At 63.7% G+C, this 16,131-nt stretch carries 16 protein-coding genes; 10 read left to right on the top strand and 6 right to left on the bottom strand.

The genetic code is table 11. The annotated features are described in order from the left end of the window. Positions 1–49 precede the first annotated feature (49 nt). The 8 genes from MHN84_RS12925 (at position 50) to MHN84_RS12890 (ending at position 8,834) form a co-directional block, all read left to right on the top strand. On the top strand, positions 50–1,489 hold the full coding sequence (locus MHN84_RS12925) for an FAD-dependent oxidoreductase (protein WP_241204960.1): 1,440 nt from the start codon (positions 50–52) through the stop codon (positions 1,487–1,489). Positions 1,490–1,805: 316 nt separating this feature from the next. Next, positions 1,806–2,486: a DUF433 domain-containing protein gene (locus MHN84_RS12920; RefSeq protein WP_043416288.1), complete on the top strand. Its 681-nt coding sequence runs from the start codon at positions 1,806–1,808 to the stop codon at positions 2,484–2,486. Then, the gene (locus MHN84_RS12915; RefSeq protein ID WP_131705499.1) at positions 2,419–3,015 is read left to right on the top strand and encodes a hypothetical protein; all 597 of its coding nucleotides are present in this window, start codon (positions 2,419–2,421) and stop codon (positions 3,013–3,015) included. Before MHN84_RS12920 ends, MHN84_RS12915 begins: the two co-directional genes overlap by 68 nt. A 165-nt stretch (positions 3,016–3,180) precedes the next feature. Beyond that, on the top strand, positions 3,181–4,119 hold the full coding sequence (locus MHN84_RS12910; RefSeq protein ID WP_046362091.1) for a sterol desaturase family protein: 939 nt from the start codon (positions 3,181–3,183) through the stop codon (positions 4,117–4,119). Positions 4,120–4,135: 16 nt separating this feature from the next. After that, positions 4,136–4,909, top strand: coding sequence for a helix-turn-helix transcriptional regulator (locus tag MHN84_RS12905; RefSeq protein WP_241204959.1), 774 nt, complete (start codon positions 4,136–4,138; stop codon positions 4,907–4,909). Positions 4,910–5,297: 388 nt separating this feature from the next. After that, positions 5,298–5,747, top strand: coding sequence for a hypothetical protein (locus MHN84_RS12900; protein WP_043416046.1), 450 nt, complete (start codon positions 5,298–5,300; stop codon positions 5,745–5,747). Next, positions 5,744–7,105: a hypothetical protein gene (locus MHN84_RS12895; protein WP_043416044.1), complete on the top strand. Its 1,362-nt coding sequence runs from the start codon at positions 5,744–5,746 to the stop codon at positions 7,103–7,105. The genes MHN84_RS12900 and MHN84_RS12895 overlap by 4 nt, the downstream gene beginning before the upstream one ends. Positions 7,106–7,562: 457 nt before the next feature. After that, positions 7,563–8,834, top strand: coding sequence for an Ig-like domain-containing protein (locus MHN84_RS12890; protein WP_255730353.1), 1,272 nt, complete (start codon positions 7,563–7,565; stop codon positions 8,832–8,834). Between the two features lie 196 nt (positions 8,835–9,030). Here the strand turns inward: MHN84_RS12890 and MHN84_RS12885 are convergent, their stop codons facing one another. From MHN84_RS12885 to ripC, 5 genes are all read right to left on the bottom strand, one after another. Continuing rightward, positions 9,031–9,792, bottom strand: coding sequence for a fused MFS/spermidine synthase (locus MHN84_RS12885; protein WP_255730385.1), 762 nt, complete (start codon positions 9,790–9,792; stop codon positions 9,031–9,033). Between the two features lie 205 nt (positions 9,793–9,997). Beyond that, positions 9,998–10,672 carry a lytic murein transglycosylase gene (locus MHN84_RS12880; protein ID WP_255730384.1) on the bottom strand — a complete coding sequence of 225 codons (675 nt, stop codon included), beginning with the start codon at positions 10,670–10,672 and terminating at the stop codon, positions 9,998–10,000. A 624-nt stretch (positions 10,673–11,296) separates the two neighbouring features. Further along, positions 11,297–12,100, bottom strand: a complete 804-nt coding sequence (locus tag MHN84_RS12875; protein ID WP_239736380.1) for a CPBP family intramembrane glutamic endopeptidase — start codon at positions 12,098–12,100, stop codon at positions 11,297–11,299. Positions 12,101–12,467: 367 nt separating this feature from the next. Beyond that, positions 12,468–13,109: a copper resistance CopC family protein gene (locus MHN84_RS12870; RefSeq protein ID WP_239736382.1), complete on the bottom strand. Its 642-nt coding sequence runs from the start codon at positions 13,107–13,109 to the stop codon at positions 12,468–12,470. Positions 13,110–13,365: 256 nt separating this feature from the next. Next, complete coding sequence (ripC, locus tag MHN84_RS12865) at positions 13,366–14,463, bottom strand: peptidoglycan hydrolase RipC (RefSeq protein WP_239736383.1); 1,098 nt, start codon at positions 14,461–14,463, stop codon at positions 13,366–13,368. Between the two features lie 293 nt (positions 14,464–14,756). Between ripC and MHN84_RS12860 the strand changes: the two genes are divergently transcribed. Then, positions 14,757–15,350 carry a heme-copper oxidase subunit III gene (locus MHN84_RS12860; protein ID WP_043416037.1) on the top strand — a complete coding sequence of 198 codons (594 nt, stop codon included), beginning with the start codon at positions 14,757–14,759 and terminating at the stop codon, positions 15,348–15,350. Then, entirely contained in the window at positions 15,347–15,706 is a 360-nt protein-coding gene (locus MHN84_RS12855) for a hypothetical protein (RefSeq protein WP_239736384.1), read from the top strand. Before MHN84_RS12860 ends, MHN84_RS12855 begins: the two co-directional genes overlap by 4 nt. A 154-nt stretch (positions 15,707–15,860) precedes the next feature. On the opposite strand, the gene MHN84_RS12850 is transcribed toward MHN84_RS12855, so the two are convergent. Then, positions 15,861–16,034, bottom strand: coding sequence for a hypothetical protein (locus MHN84_RS12850; RefSeq protein WP_241204957.1), 174 nt, complete (start codon positions 16,032–16,034; stop codon positions 15,861–15,863). Positions 16,035–16,131 lie beyond the last annotated feature (97 nt).

Genomic DNA, 16,131 nt, shown 5'->3' with positions numbered 1-16,131 from the left:
AGCGCAGCAGCACAACCCTTCCCACTCGATACACCGAGGAGACTTCGTCATGCCCGCACGCCATATCGTCGCCATCGGCGGCAGCGACGCCGGAATAAGCGCCGCTCTGCGCATCTGTGAACTCGACCCCAGCACCGAGGTCACCGTCGTCGTCGCCGACGCCTACCCCAATTTTTCCATCTGCGGCATCCCCTACTACGTCTCTGGGGAGGTCACGCACTGGACCAACCTGGCCCACCGCACCGCTGATGACCTAGCCGCCACCGGCATGCGGGTCCTCACCGACACCCGCGCCACCAGAATTAACGTCGGCGAGCACACCCTCGACGTCCTCGACCCCACCGGGGCGCCCACTGAACTGTCCTATGACGCCCTGATCGTGGGCACCGGCGCCGTCAGTGCCCGCCCACCGATCACCGGTTTGACCGGACCGGACGCCCTCGGCCCCAAAGATGGCGTGCACCTGCTGCATTCGATGGGCGACACCTTCGCCGTCATGGAGTCCCTGGAGCAACGCCAACCGGCCACCGCGGTCATCATCGGCGCCGGCTACATCGGTCTGGAGATGGCCGAAGGACTCACCACCCGCGGTATCGCCGTCACGCAGATCGAGGCGCTACCCGAAGTACTGCCGACCGTCGATCCCGAGCTGGGCGCCCTGGTCCATGACGAACTGGAACGCCACGGCGTGCAGGTCCTCACCAACACCACCGTCTCCGCCGTCACCCGCACCGCCAACGGCGCGCTCACCGTGACCGCTCATCGTGATGGCGAAACCCTGCATCAGACAGTTGATTTCGTTCTCGTCGTGGTCGGCGTGAAGGCTGATGTGGAGCTGGCCGCCGATGCCGGCGCCGAACTCGGGATCAAGGGCGCGATCGCCGTGGATGAGGCGATGCGCACCACCCTGTCGGATGTGTTCGCCGCCGGGGATTGCGTGCACACCCACCACCGCCTCCTCGGCGTGACCTGGCTGCCGCTGGGCACCACTGCCCACAAGCAGGGCCGCGTCGCCGGGGAGAACGCCCTCGGCGGCGACGCCCGCTTCGCCGGCAGCCTCGGCACCCAGGTGGTCAAGGTATTCGACCTGGTGGCCGCCCGCACCGGGCTGCGTGACCACGAAGTGCTGGCCGCAGACCGCGGATGGACACCAGCCACCATCGCTGCCACACCCGATGACCACAAGGCGTACTACCCGGGTGCGACCCCGATTCACATCCGGATCACTGGCGATGAACGCACCGGTCGACTGCTGGGGGCCCAACTCGTCGGTCACCGCAGTGCAGAGGTGTCCAAGCGGGTCGACACCTACGCCGCCGCGCTGTTCCACGAGATGAGCGTCGAGGGCTTCTCCGAGCTGGACCTGTCCTACACCCCGCCGCTGGGATCACCCTGGGATGCCACGCAAATGGCCACCCAGACCTGGGCGCGCCAACTCCGGGCGAAAGGCGTTCAGCTGACCTCGGAGGATCACCCAACACGGGTGTAGCCGTGCAATCGGCTACACCCCGACGATCGGGGCGGGGGTCTGAACCCGCGGCCTGGTGGCCACACCGGCCCCATGTTGCGAGGTCGCGCTCAAACAAGCGACTGCCGCGATGCTGAGGCGAAACCGCTTTTATCTGGGGGCGAGATCGTTTCCGCCGCTACGCCGCGCGCCTGAAGGACGCCGTCTTGGTTGCAACCGCTGAGCGTCTGACCAACGTGACGGTGCGGCGCGCAGTTGAAGTTCTTGGGGGTTACGTTTGGGTAAGTTGTCGGCAATCGGGGCTAGATTCAAGGCCGGAAAGCATTGGAAGGGGATGATGAAGAGCAACGCCACTCATGACGATGATCGGTTCACTCTGGGCATCCTAAACATGGCTGACGCAGCGCGTTTCCTGGCGATCAAGCGACAAACTTTTCACCGTTGGGCAAAGGGTTACGAGCGTGGTGACGCGCTGATTCACGTGGTCGCAGCACCGGCCCGGAAAGCGAACGTGTCGTTTATTGCGCTCACCGAGGCTTACGTCCTAGAGGCGCTGCGTGATGCCGGAGTGCACATTCGGCGGATTCGGCCGGCGCTTGACGCGCTTCAGAAAGAGTTCGGCAGGGAGTACGTCCTCACCGCTCCCAATCTTGCAACAGACGGTATCGACGTCCTTTGGGATTTTTCCAAGTCGAGGGCAGGCGCTGGCCTCATCGAGGCGCGTTCAGGCCAGAATGTGATCCGCGAGATTGTCCAGGACTACATCCAGTACATCTCCTGGGACGGTGGAGATGTCCCATATCAGCTTGAACTGAGGCAATGGGCACCCGCGAAGGTGGTCGTCGATCCCCGCTATGGGTTCGGCCAGCCGCGCTTTGGTACTGCGGGCCCGCGTGTGGCGGACGTCGCGGCGATGCTGAGGGCGGGGGAGCCGGGGGAGGTGGTTGCTGATGAGTTCGGAATCTCCCGCGAAGAAGTCCGAACCGCCGCACGCGTCCTCCTGGGCCGCGCCGCCTGAGTTTTACCTCGACGAGAATCTCGCCGGTAAGACCCTGCGCCGCTCCATCGAGGCGTTTGGGTACAAAGTCCACACTCCACCAGAGTTGTACGGTTCACGCGCGGCGGCCCAGGGCACTGACGATGCTGTGTGGCTGCGAGATGTCGGTCGTAGGCAGTGGGTCGCAATCGGCCGCGATACAACGATTTTGAAGACTCCGAGCGAACTGGCTGCGCTGAAGGCCGCCAAGATTCACATGTTCCTGTTTCCGGGCGAGGCGACGCGGGCCGCGTTGGTGGAGGCGGTGGCTGCAACGCTGCGCGATATCTGCACAGAAGCCATGAGCGGTACGCCGGGTGTGTGCGGGTCCATGGTGGCAAGACACCTCGCCTCGAGCGCCTGTAGGACACGCGTCAACGTCGAAGCATGTGAAGCTCATCCGTCGGGCGACGCTATCCTTGGCGCCGGCCCGACAACGGTAAAGAGGACGCTGCTCTCAGTGTCAATTCGCCCGCCGAGGCTCTTGCTCTTGTGCGACCGTTGGTTCTAGACCTCGCCTCCAATTGGCCGTAGCCACCGGGGTCGGCGTGACCGTCTGGATTATCACGCGGGCGAAAGCAAAGCAGTGGGGGCAACCGGACGTCACGTGTCCCGCCTCGTGAAGTCGCCGGATCTGTTCAAGTGCCAGACCCGGAGTATGTCCCACGCTGGGGGCATGGTTACTTCGTTCGTCCGGTACGGCTATGTGCCGGTGATGTTGTTCGGTGTCAACGGTGCGGCAATTGCTCTGGCGCACGCGCCGTGGGCGGAGGTCTGGATGGCGGCCCTCATACTGATCGCGGTCGGCTTATCCTTCGCTGCGGAGCGAACGTTGCCCTATAGCGCAGAGTGGAACGAACCGATCGGCGACGGAGGCCGTGACTTCGCCCACGCGTTCATCAATGAAACCTCGCTGCTATTGACAGTTCTCGTCGTGCCTTTGCTGGCGATGCTCAATCCCTTTAGCTCGTGGTGGCCCTCCTCGCTGCCGTTCGTGCTTCAGGTTCTTATCGCAATCGTGGTGACCGATGTCGGTGTGACGGCGGTACATGTGGCCAGTCACAGGGTGGGGTGGCTGTGGCGTTTTCACGCAGTCCACCACAGCGTGAAACGCTTCTACGGCTTCAACGGTCTTATGAAGCATCCACTGCACGGGGCGCTGGAACTCGCAGCCGGCATTTTGCCGCTGCTCATCCTGGGCCTGCCGAAAGCGATCGCGGAGGTTCTCACGGTGGCTATTGCCGTTCAATTGCTGTTGCAGCACTCCAATGCCGACTACCGCGTCGGACCGCTACGTAAAGTACTCGCGCTCAACGAAGGTCACCGCTTCCACCATCTCAAGTGGGCTGGGATTGGTGACGTCAACTTCGGACTTTTCACCCTGGGATTGGATCACGCCCTCCGGACATTCTCCTTCGACTCCCAACGCCGGTTTAGTTCGGACGACCTCGGCATGGCCGCCAAACCTCACTACCCGACGCGGTACCTCGCACAGCTGGCTGAACCCTTTCGTGCAAGGGGCGCATGCAAATTCGGTAAGGAGACCGATATCGGCGACACAGCCTCTTTCAGAGGAGGTCGTGCGGTAACCCGGTCGGATCGGGTCGGCACGTGAAACTTGCCCGCGGTTAATGCGCACTCGGCATACTCGTGACGTGACGTGGTTGGGCGAAGCGCTAATCGAGCCGGGAAAGCTCGTCTTCCGTGGACAGCTCGGTTCTGCACACGCGCACGGGCACGCCGCCTTGCAGATTGTGACCATCGACGATGGCGCTGCCTTCCTCGTCGACGCCGATGGGCGGGGCCTGTCGGCGCCCGCCGCGATCATCCCCGCAGGTGCGGAGCATTCTATCGAGGCTCAGGCCTGTCAGGGAATGATGCTGTACCTGGAGACCACAAGTGTCATCGGTAGTGCAGTCACGGCCCTTTTTCGCAACACGAATCGCAACGATGTCCGAGAGTGGGTGCGGCTCGGAAAGAGGCTCGTCAATGTCGATGTTGTTAAGCAGCGGCATCTTTCGTTCGCGGCACACGAGGTCATCGCTTACCTGGTCGGAGCCGAGGGCCAACCTCGATGTGCCGTGCATCCGGGTGTGGAGGCTGCCGTGGACTTGCTGCCCGGAATCATCGAAGGTCCGGTGAAGCTCTCTGATGTCGCACGCACAGTGCACCTCTCTGCTGACCGTCTTGGGCGGCTGTTCGCGCACGAGGTTGGAATGTCGTTCACGGCTTACGTGCGGTGGTGCCGCCTCATCCGCGCGATGGAGGTGGTGCGGGATGGCGGAACCATCACCGACGCTGCGCATGCTGCCGGGTTCAGCGACAGTGCACACGCCAACCGCGTCTTCCATGAGATGTTCGGGCTGGCACCTATCGATGCCCGGCGAGGTGTACGACTCACCTGAGAAAACTCGGTACCGGCGGTTCCGGTATGTTCATTCACACGAATTACGGAGACAGTGCGTAAGTGCCGGAGAATCGCGGCTGCTCTGCGGATCACGCGCGTACTGTCGGATGGGCTGGCGTCGATGGGGGTGTCGCTGATGGTCATGACGGTCGGTACCGAACCGTGTTGATCGACGTCCCGGTGAGTGAAGCGGGTCGCGATGCCGATCTGCCGAGTATCTCCTACCTCGCTACTGACGTTGGGCTGTGGATGTCGCTTCCAGCTTTCGCGCCCGCGCTAGTCATCATCGGTGTCGTTTTCTACATTGCTCGTCGCAACCGACGTCGTGAGTCTGGAGGCGACGCAGGTCCCACGCAGAGTCCCGCCGTCGAGAGGAACGAGAACCCGTGAGCGCTCGGAGCGCCCGGTGTGGCGTCGTCATCGCCGCTGCAGCGACGTTGTCTGCCCTAGTGGGTTGCGGATCCACGACGACGGATTCGACGTCGTCGACCAGCCAGGCGGCGTCGACGGCAGCCACGACGATCTCCACGCAGCCGCCTTCTACCGAACAGGTGCCACCGGCTGCTGACGGCACCGTTGTCGAGGTCTCGATCGCCGGGGGCACGGTCACGCCGACGAACGGCCAAGCGCGGGCCACCGTCGGAAAGCCGATTGTGCTGAAGGTGACCAGCGACGTCGCCGACCAACTGCACGTTCACTCAGTACCTGAGCACACGTTCAACATTGAACCGCGTCCAGATCAGACCTTCGAGTTCACCGTGGACGTGCCCGGCCAAGTCGATGTCGAGCTCCACGACCTCAACCGCACTGTCGTCACCATCCAAGTTCGGCCGTGACCCCGCGAGTCGACATCCTCGCGCACGGCGTAGGCGGTTCCACTGACCTTCCTGTACCGCTGTCGTTCGCCCTCATCGGTGCGGCATGGGCGCTGACTGCGACTTTCGCGATCGTTGCTCTCGCGTGGAAGCGCCCGCGCTTCGACCCGGCGAAGCCGGGCCGCGAACTACCTGCCTGGGTCACCCGTGCCGTCGACTCTCCGACGTCACGCTGGATTATCGCGAGTCTGGCACTGTTGTTCGCGCTTTGGGTTCTGGCGGCCGCCATATGGGGCCCCGCGGGAGGCGACAATGCTCTGCCGGGCGCGTTCTACGTCTTACTCTGGGTCGGGCTGGTCGCCGTTTCGGTCTGCGTGGGTCCGGTCTGGCGCCTGCTGTCGCCGCTGCGCACCATCTACCGCATTTGCGGTCTCGCTCGACGGAGGGGAGCCGATGCCTCGGGCCGCTCCTATCCGCGAGCATGGGGTTACTGGCCTGCCGCTTTGGGGCTTTTCGCCTTTGTCTGGCTTGAATTGGCAAGCCCTGACCCAGGTTCCCTGACTGCCATCAAAACGTGGCTACTGATCTACGTAGGGGCGATGGGGGTCGGTGCTTGGGTCTTCGGTGCTCGGTGGTTCGCACGGGCAGACCCGTTCGAGGTCTACAGCATGGCGGTCTCGCGGCTATCACCCTTTCGGCGTTCGCCGGCATCGGGACGAGTGGAACTCGTCAATCCCCTCGATCATCTGCCGACGTTGCCAGTGCGTCCCGGAACCGTCGCAGTTCTGGCGGTGCTGCTGGGCTCTACCGCGTTCGACAGTTTCTCCCAAGCTCCGGCATTCCGAAACTTCGTTGATCGCACCGCTACGGGGGTTCCGCTCTTCGGCGAGGCCGGCGGTGCGACAGTGCTGCGGACAACGGTATTGATCCTCTTCGTCGCCATTGTTGGTGTGACCTTCTGGGGTGCTGCACGATCAACCGGCGGCATCAGTCCCCAGAAGCGCCAAGAACTTCCCGGCCAGTTGGCGCATTCGTTGGTTCCCATCGTTGTCGGTTACATTTTCGCCCACTACTTGTCTTACCTCGTCGAACGCGGACAGGAAACTGTCGTGCGCTTGGCTGACCCGTTTGGCCTGGGTTGGCAATTGTTCGGATTGGCACCGAATGATGTCAGTTACATCCTGTCTCAACACCCGTCAGTGCTCTGGACGATCAAGGTCGCGTGCGTGGTTGTGGGGCACATGGTGGCGGTCGTCTCCGCGCACGATCGCGCTCTGCGGTTGCTGCCGCAACAGCATCAGATCACCGGTCAAGTGGCGATGATGCTGACGATGGTCGGCTACACGTTCACCGGTCTCTACCTTCTGTTCGGAGGCTGATAGCCGCCTCCTTCGGAATTTATATGCGTCCTACTGAGGTGCATAGTAGATTGTGGAGGCCGCCAGGAGAGGCGGGACGGATCCCGACAAACCGCTGTGGCGGAATTCTGTCGGGGATTCCGCCACAGTGTATTTCGAGTCGAGCTGGCGAAGCGCCCTCCAACGCTCCCGTCAAGAATTGGACGGCGGCGGCGAGCCGATAGAGTAGGAAGCCTGGCTTTTGCAGCGATGCCTCCCATGCTGTATCTGCATCGGCGACGGCAGGTGGTGCACCCGCCCACCTGCGGAAGGCCCGTCGAGTCGCTCCGATCGCGATGGCATCGATGTACAACGTAAGCCGGCGCTCAGCTCGCGGCGGCCTTTTTACTAGCTCGCCGCGCCGAATCGGCACCTGGTCGCGCCACCAATTACTATGTGGATACGTAATAGCAGGAGTGCGACCCGACGGATAGTTGTGATGAAAGTGTTGGCTGGACGCCGAAAGGTAGTTGCGCTGAGTGTGATCTCGGCTGTCGCGGTGCTCGTGACGGCATCGCAGACAAGTGCTCTCAAGTCTCGGTTGACGAATACGGTGGTTGCGCCCGGTGCCCTGGAGGTTGAGCAGACGCCGCAGGCCGCGCCCGAGCCTCCCGTAATCGAGATTCTTCCCCGCACAGGCGCCAGCGATGTGGTCCCCGTCGGCGCAGTGAAGGTGACCGCGACAGTTGGCACCCTGACTGATGTGCGGATGCAGAACGAACAGGGCCGGGTCGTCGCGGGTCGCTTGGTGGAGGGCGGACGTGCCTGGGAGCCCGCCGAGCCACTCGGATACGGACGGTCCTATACGCTCAGCGCGACCGGCCGGGGCGCTGACGCCAGCACCGTCACGACGGTTTCGGAGTTCTCTACTGTCGCACCGCAATCCCAGGTCGGAGTTCGGCTGGGCATGACCAACGGAGCGTCGCTGTCGGAGGGTGGTGTGTACGGTGTCGGAACCGTGATCGTGGCAACCTTCGACGCGGATATCCCTGACCGGGCTGCGGCCGAATCTCGCCTCCAGGTCATAACGACGCCGCAGTTGGCGGGCTCCTGGATGTGGATCAACGATCGCAAGGCGCACTGGCGGCCCCGTGAGTATTATCCTTCCGGCACTGAGGTCACGGTCAAAGCCGATCTCTACGGTACTGATCTGGGTAGTGGACTATTCGGAGAACAGGACAGGCAGGTCAGCTTCCGGATTGGGCCGTCTCGTGTCGCGATCGCCGATGACACGACCAAACAGGTCAGTGTTTACGAGAACGGCAATTTGATCCGTACGATGCCGACATCGATGGGCCGGGGAGGGACGCAGACTGTCGGGGGCAAGACAATCGCGTTCTGGACGCAACCTGGCGTTTATACGGTGATGGAGAAACAGAATCCCGTCTTGATGGACTCGTCAACCTACGGATTGCCCGTCGATTCGGCATCGGGGTACAAGATCAGCGTCCCGCACGCGGTGCGGATCAGTCCCGACGGCATCTACCTCCATGAGCGCGAAGCGACCGTGTGGGCGCAGGGAAACACCAACGTTTCGGCAGGCTGTTTGAATCTGAGCGCAGAGAACGCCGAGTGGTACTACAACTTTGCCAATCCAGGCGATGTTGTCGAGATCCGAAATACCGGCGGCGCACCGCTGGAACAGTGGCAGAACGGAGATTGGTCTGTGCCTTGGGACGGATGGATGGGTGGCAGCGCGTTGCGCCCCTGATCAGTATTCGATAAGTCACGCGACATGCGACGCGATCCCGCTGGTTCTCACCGGGTGCGACTCGGACCTGAGCATCAGAGAGCGGGTTTCGGGCAGATGACAAATTCGCTGCCTGCTGGCCTTACACGCGAAGGAGTCTGACCGGGAACGCTGCAAAGCTGGCGACGGGTCGGCGATGAAGGCCGACCTCGACAATTTACTCCCCGCTCTGTTGACGGTAGGGATCGAGAAGTTGATCAACGGGAGCGTAGTCGTCGGTCAGCACTTGGGCGTCGCGGATCCACAATCTGAGGTCGTTGCCGGTAGCGGTCGTCCACCCGGTGTTGCGAGTATTCAGAACCCTCTGAAGGGCGTCATGGTCAACCGGTCGATCGGAGGCGAGCACGACCAGGTTGCCGCCATCGGGTGTCGTCGCGGAATCGACGCCGACGTCGCCGGCCTCGGCGGTGACTATGACGTACTTGAAAACCTCTGTGAGTGTTGCGACTTCGGCACGTGCAAACGCCAGCTCTCCGTAATCGATGAGATTCGCAATGTACACACCGTCCTCTTTGAGGACTCGACGTATGTCTGTCAGCGCTTCCACAGTCGTCAGGTGCCAAGGCACGCTCACGCCGCCGAAGGCGTCGCCGACGATCAGATCACGGCTGTCGTCATCGAGCCGCGCAAGGCCCAGTCTGCCGTCCTCGACGCGCACCTCAAGCCCGGCCTCGGAAGCTGATCCGAGTTGGTCTCGGTCTATGCGCACCACGCCGCCGTCGATTTCGGACACCACGTTATGGGTTCCTGGCCGAGTAGCAGCGAGGTATCGCGGGAAGGTGAGGCCGCCTCCACCAAGGTGGTAGGCCTCCAGTGTCTCTTCGGTCGGGAAGGATGCGTCGACGGCCGACGCAAAGGCGCGCACATACTTGAACTGCAGGACGGCCGGATCTTGGAAGTACCATTGCGCCCGCGCCAGATGATTTGCTTCTCCATCTCGTTAGTCCCTTTCGGTTTCGGCATAACAAGGAAACATCAGCAGAGTGGATCAGACTGGCGGTCGAGTCCATCGGCTGGACCTTACGAAGCTCATCAGATGGCAGTTCGATCCTATGCGCGACCCGTTGTCGCTACACATCTGCGTCCAGAATGCGCGCGCCCGTGGATCCGGCGACCTCGGGCTGCTATTGAGAGTCGCCGGCGGCATAGGCGGTAGCCCAGTCGCGCACGCTGCGGGCGTACGGATCGGACTGGTTGTAAGCCCACAGCGCTGTCATCCACCCCTTTGGGGTCGCCAGGTCGCCGCCGCGGTTGCATAGGTAGCCGGCAGCCGACAGCGCAGCGTCGTCGACGTTGTCGGGACTGACGATGCCGTCATTGTTGGCGTCAACCCCATAGAGCCGCCAGGTCTCCGGGATGAATTGCATCGGACCCATTGCCTGGGCGAATCCGGGCTCACCGTCGGGCGAGCCGCCGCCGCTGTCGGTGATGCGCATATTGCCGTTCGAGCCATCAAGACGCACACCACGAATCGGCGGAGTGACATCCCCGTTCGGGGCGATGGTGGCGCCGCGAAAGGTGCCGTTGCGGCTCTCGACCATGCCGATTCCCGCCAGCGTCGTCCAGGCCAGCTGGCAGTCGGGGTTCTCGACGTGGGCGACTCTGGCCGCATAGGCATATGCCTCCAGCGCGGTGGCCGGTATGTCCAGCGCCGGAGCCCGTTGTGCAGCCCAGACGCGCAACTGGTCGGCGGGTCGGCCGCGGGCAGGATAGTCAATGTAGGGCACCGGGGCTCCCGCGGGCGGCGGAACGCCTTCGGGAACGGAGGTGTCGGTCTGGCACGAACAGCTGGACGTCATCAGCACCGCGGTCGCGCCCACAACGGCGACAGCCCGCACACGCACCAACGACACTGGACTCCCTCAAGCCATTCTGGTCGAAGTCATTGTGCCACAGGGCTTGAAGCCTTGGGTTCAACTTGGCGCGACGTTGGCGCAGACGTCAGAGCGGTGTCAGAGCCCATCGACCGCTCGACCTCAAGTGGGTATGCCGGATCCTTCGCGTGCTAGAGCCCGCGGCTCGACGGTGCGATGGCTAGTGTCGCCTGACCGCGCGATTCGACGTCATGAGCAGCAGCGGTCGCGCTGGCCCGATCACCCGGGCGACCCAGCAGCGGGAGATCACGACCATGCCAGGCCTTCCTGCAGGCCTCTGAGCCGACGCGGCCTTCCGAGCTGGTGTCCGCATCAGGACGCCAATGTTGTTGAGCCACAACGGTTACGTAGGCAATGAGTCGGCGGCTCGGATCGGTATCGATGGTCACCTCGGCCCGTCTAGGTTGCGGCAGCGTGACGGTGGAGGCATCGCCGGTGCGCTCCATCACTTCCGGCGGTGATGGTGCCGTGGGGTTTTCACTATGGCGTTTGTGATTGCCTGCCCTGGGCCGGGGGCTCGAGGCCCACGCTGCCGGTGGTCGGTCTGGGCTAGAGGCCCAGGAGGGTGTTGCAGGTGAACTTAGACAGCCAGTTGAGTCGATCCGCGACCAGGGCATAGCCGACGTAGGCCACCGTGTTGATCACCCCGTGGGCGATGATGAGTGGCCACAGCCGACCGGTGCGCCGCCACGCGTAGCCGAACACCAGACCCATCACGACGTTGCCCAGCCCGGCGCTGAAGCCTTGATACAGGTGGTATGTGCCGCGTAAAAGGCTTGACAGCACCAGCGCGGTGGACGGGCGGACCCGCAGTTGGTGCAGCCGGGTGAGCAGAAAGCCCACCACGATGATCTCTTCGGCCCAGGCGTTGGCGAACGACACCAAAATGAGGACGGGGATGCGCCACCACGTGTCGTTCAGTTCCGAGGGCACTACCGATGCGCTGAGACCCAATGCGCGGGCGGTAACATACAGCGCCAGGCCGGGCAGCCCGATAAGGGCGGCGAGCCCGATGCCACCGAGCAGGTCGAGCCGGTACCGCGGTCGGCCCAACCCGATTGCTGCCGGGCCAAAACCGCTGCGCCACAATAGGTATACGGCGAGAAAGCCCCAAGCGACCAGTTGGAACACGGTCGCCAGATTAAGGCCGAGATCGATGAGGTCGAACGAGGAGCGGCGCGGGTTGAGCGCTACGGTCTGCCCCGCCAGGCCGAGCAGCACCGCCTCGATCAGATCCAGGATCGCGGTATAGGCGCTCAGAGCGAACGTCACCATCAACACAACGACGATCTCGATCCGCAGCGGTCGCCGCTGGTCGTCCGTTAGGGCATCGGGGGCGTTCACTGAAGCCACGGTAGCCTGCCGGGTCCACACCTGCTTCTCGCACAACCCGTCGAGGAAGGGCAGCCGTCAGCGCCCGGATCGCTTGGGGCGCCTCACTTCTTGATTGCGGATTCCCGTATCAGGACATCACTGGCGCGGCGTCAGGCCTGTGCCGACGGTTCATAGGCCCGTGGGCTCCTCCTGGGCTCGCTGTTGTTAGGCGGCCACCGCCCCAGGTAATTCCGGCGATCATCGCCAGCGTGCAGGCCAGGACGATCAAATAATCGCTCGGGGTATCGGAAACCTCGACCCCAGTCGAACCTTCGCCCGTGCGGTCAGGCGATCGCTGCTGTCCGCGACGATGACACGCGCGAGGGGGTGATGATTGAGCTTGAGGTCAATCTCTTCGTTCGAAAGGAGGTGATGTGTTTTGCACTCCAGAGCGCCCGGGTTCAGATCTGGGGTGTTCTGCTGCGTTCTTCCGGCGGTGTCGCCTATTTTGCCAGAACGCGATCACACCGCCAAGCGCCAGACCGGCGCCGGCTGCTGTGAGTACAGACGCCTTGGTGTCCGAACCTGCGGTCGCCGCGGGCGCCGGAGGAGACGGCTCAGCGGTGCTGGGTGCTGCACGGGCTGGCGTGGTTGTGGGTGACGGTTGTTCTGGGACGCCGGCGATGGTGAAGGTGTACGAGCCGGAGACGGGGTGGCCATCTGCTGAGACCACGCGGTAGCTGACGGTGAACAGGCCGTTTGTGAGTCGGTCGGGCCCGACGGCGACCGTGAGGCGCGGCCCTTCGACGTTTGCCGAGCCCGACACCCAGTTGCGACCATCGGCGCTGGTGACGGCGACGTCAGCGAACGCTGGATTGATTTCCTCGGAGAAGGTCAGCACGACGGCGGTCAATGGGGACGCTACGCTCGCGTCCTTGGCCGGGTCAGAACCAACGAGTGAGGTGTGCGCGGCAGCAACTCCGACTCCGGACAGCCAGAAGGCCAGCGCCACCAGTGTGGTCATGACGGCGCGCGTGGCCAGGTTCACGATCCTCCTTGAGCTTGCGTCCGTCGTGCCAACACGCGGTCCGCGCACATGAGTGTATGTTCCCGTCTGGCAACGCCAACGTCAGTCACGCATGCCTCACGCCAGCACCCTTGAATAACAAGTGCTACGACACCACCAAACGCCGCGATGTCGTCAAGTCGTAAACACGGCGGGACCCACCGTGTTCGGTACCGACGGGCTCGGCGACTGGAACATTCCTGGGAACCGCGGGAGCAGGCAACGCTGCGGTAGCTGGCTAGTAGCGGCGCACGTTGTAGATCGGCGCCGACGAGATCGGCGCCACCTTCACCGGAGTGCCGTACGTCGAGGCGTGCACCATGTTCCCATCGCCGATGTAGATGCCCGCGTGTGAGGCGTCCGAGTAGAAGGTGACTATGTCGCCGGGCTGTACGTCGGTCGTCGCCACGGGTTGTCCGCCCGCCGCGAGCGCCTGACTCGACCGCGGGAGCGACTTACCGTTCTGCAGAAACGCCCACTTGATGAGCCCCGAGCAGTCGAAGGCATCTGGTCCTGTTGCACCCCACGAATAGGGCGCACCCACACGGGTCAACGCCGCCTGCGCGACCCCGGTCCCCTCGGGTGAGCTGGACGGACCCGGACCCACCGGCGGTATCGCCTCGGGCATCGCCATGATGGCCGGATTGGCCGGCACCGGCACCGGCACCGGCGGCGCGGGCGGCATCGGCCCAGGGCCGGCGAGCGCTGCACGTTGATCGGGGGTCAGTGCGCGGTATAGCGCCTCTACTTCGGCGATCTGTGTTCGCAGCCGGCTCTGCTTCGATTGCAGGTCCGCGCGGACGGCCGACGCCTGCTCCGCGGCAGTACGAGCCGCCAGCGCTGATGACTGCGCCGCGAGCGCGGCTTCGTCGGCACGGGTTGATGCGGCGCGAAAGGCGCTGATGCGGTCCGACATCTGAGTGGCCATCACCCTGCTCGAGGAGAGTTCGTCGAGCAGGCGTTGGGGAGACTCCGCGGTCAGCGCCGCGCTGATCGTGCTGGTCGAACCACCCATGTACGACGCGGCCGCCACCTGATTCACGGCGGCCTGATACTCACCGAGGTCGGCTCGCGCCGCGGTCATCGCCTCGAGTTCGGTGCGTTGACGATCCTCAGCCCTGCGCTGCGCCCCGAGTTTCCCCGCGAGTTCCAGTTCGGCCGCATACACCGCTTCCGTGGTCCGCTCGGCTTCTCGAGAGAACTCCGTCAATCGAGCCAGGGCGTCGGCAGCCGGGTCGGCCCACCCAGTGCCGGCAGAGTCGCCGAGAGTCAGTGCCAGCACGATCGCCACGACGAGAGCACCCGCCGAGCGGCATACCGCGGCAGGGCGGTTCATTCTCAAAACACAGTCCTTACACCGCAGGGACATCTATGGTCTAGCTACGTAGGTCACGGAAAGATTACGAGTAACCGCGTTCAATGTCCACGCCCACAGCGATGCTCATCGGCCGTACGCGCCCATTGCGCATGCTCCGTCGCGCCGGGCGCGGCTCAAAAGCGAACTCCCGCTGAATGTTCCGGTCGAATCGCACCACGCATCCAACGATGCAACTATCGCACATTTACTGTGTGCAATAGTAGGTAGCGACTCAGTAGACCGTCTGCGGACTTGGCTTGACGAGGGACGACATGACAAGTGGCACCGCCATCACGGCACGGGTTCATTCGCTGAATCGGCCCAACATGGTTGCCGTGGGGACGATCGTGTGGTTGTCCAGTGAGTTGATGTTCTTCGCCGGTCTGTTCGCGATGTACTTCACCGCTCGCGCCCAGGCCGATGAGTGGCCGCCCCCGCCCACCGAGCTGAACCTCGCGCTCGCGGTGCCGGTGACCCTGATCCTCATCGCGTCGTCGTTCACCTGTCAGATGGGTGTCTTCGCCGCTGAACGCGGCGACGTGTTCGGCCTGCGCCGGTGGTACGTCGTCACCTTGCTCATGGGATTGATCTTCGTGCTCGGCCAGGGATACGAATACATCAGCCTGGTGCGTGAGGGAACGACGATCGCCGGCAGCGCGTACGGGTCGGTCTTCTACCTCACCACGGGTTTCCACGGGTTGCACGTGATCGGCGGTCTCGTCGCCTTCATCCTGCTGCTGGTGCGCACGCGCATGAGCAAGTTCACCCCCGCCCAAGCGACGGCCGCCATTGTGGTGTCCTACTATTGGCACTTCGTCGACATCGTGTGGATCGCGCTCTTTGCCACCATCTACTTCGTGAGATGATCAAGGGCATTCCGCGCTGGTGCTGTAGACGACCCCCGCAGGCCGGGAGGTGGCCCGCGCGAGCGGCCCTCGTCGTCGTAGTCGCCGCCACACTCCTCGGACTCGCCTCGACCGGCGCGCCGTCCGTCGCCGCGGAGCCGTCGTCGGCGCAGACCTCCTCGATCGCCCCACCACGCCCCGGCGTCCCAACACCCGCCAAACACTCCTACGACGACACGCACCCCGGCCAACAACCCGACGGCGCAAGCCCGGCGCTGTGGATCCTGGTGGGCGCCGTCGCCGGACTGGTCGCGATTGCCGTCATCATGCTGAGAGCGGGCAAACCCGTACGCCATCACCTCACCCGAGGCCCGTGACCTGAACGGCGAGTGGATGATCAGCCGTCGGACAAAACAAATAGGTGCCCCTCTCGGTCGGCGTCTGTCCTAGCCCGTGGAGATGGCATCGTCTTGACGCCCGTTGCCCACGGTCATCGTCTCGGTGGTGTCGTCGGCGGTCGAGACCACCCCGTCACGCCCAGCACGCCGGCAGCAGCGCTGACCGTAACCGGCGACTCCACCGATCCCCGACGTCGCCCTCGGTGACCGACGTCTGCAGGTCCGGAACGAGCAGATCGCAAGGGGTGCCCTTATCGACGACCCTTCGGATCGCTGCGCCTGCCGCGGCGTTGGTAGACCGCTGCACGCTCTGATGATTGCGGCTCCGCCGACGATTGCCAACAGCGTTGGCGTCGGCCACCAGACGCTCCTGCGCCGATAGATCGCCCGCGTGGTCGATACGC

The sequence above is a fragment of the Mycobacterium sp. PSTR-4-N genome (genome assembly GCF_022348085.1).
In the GTDB taxonomy this organism is placed as follows: Bacteria; Actinomycetota; Actinomycetes; order Mycobacteriales; family Mycobacteriaceae; genus Mycobacterium.
Note: the sequence above shows the minus strand (reverse complement) of the source record. Positions and strands in the feature narration are given on the sequence as shown.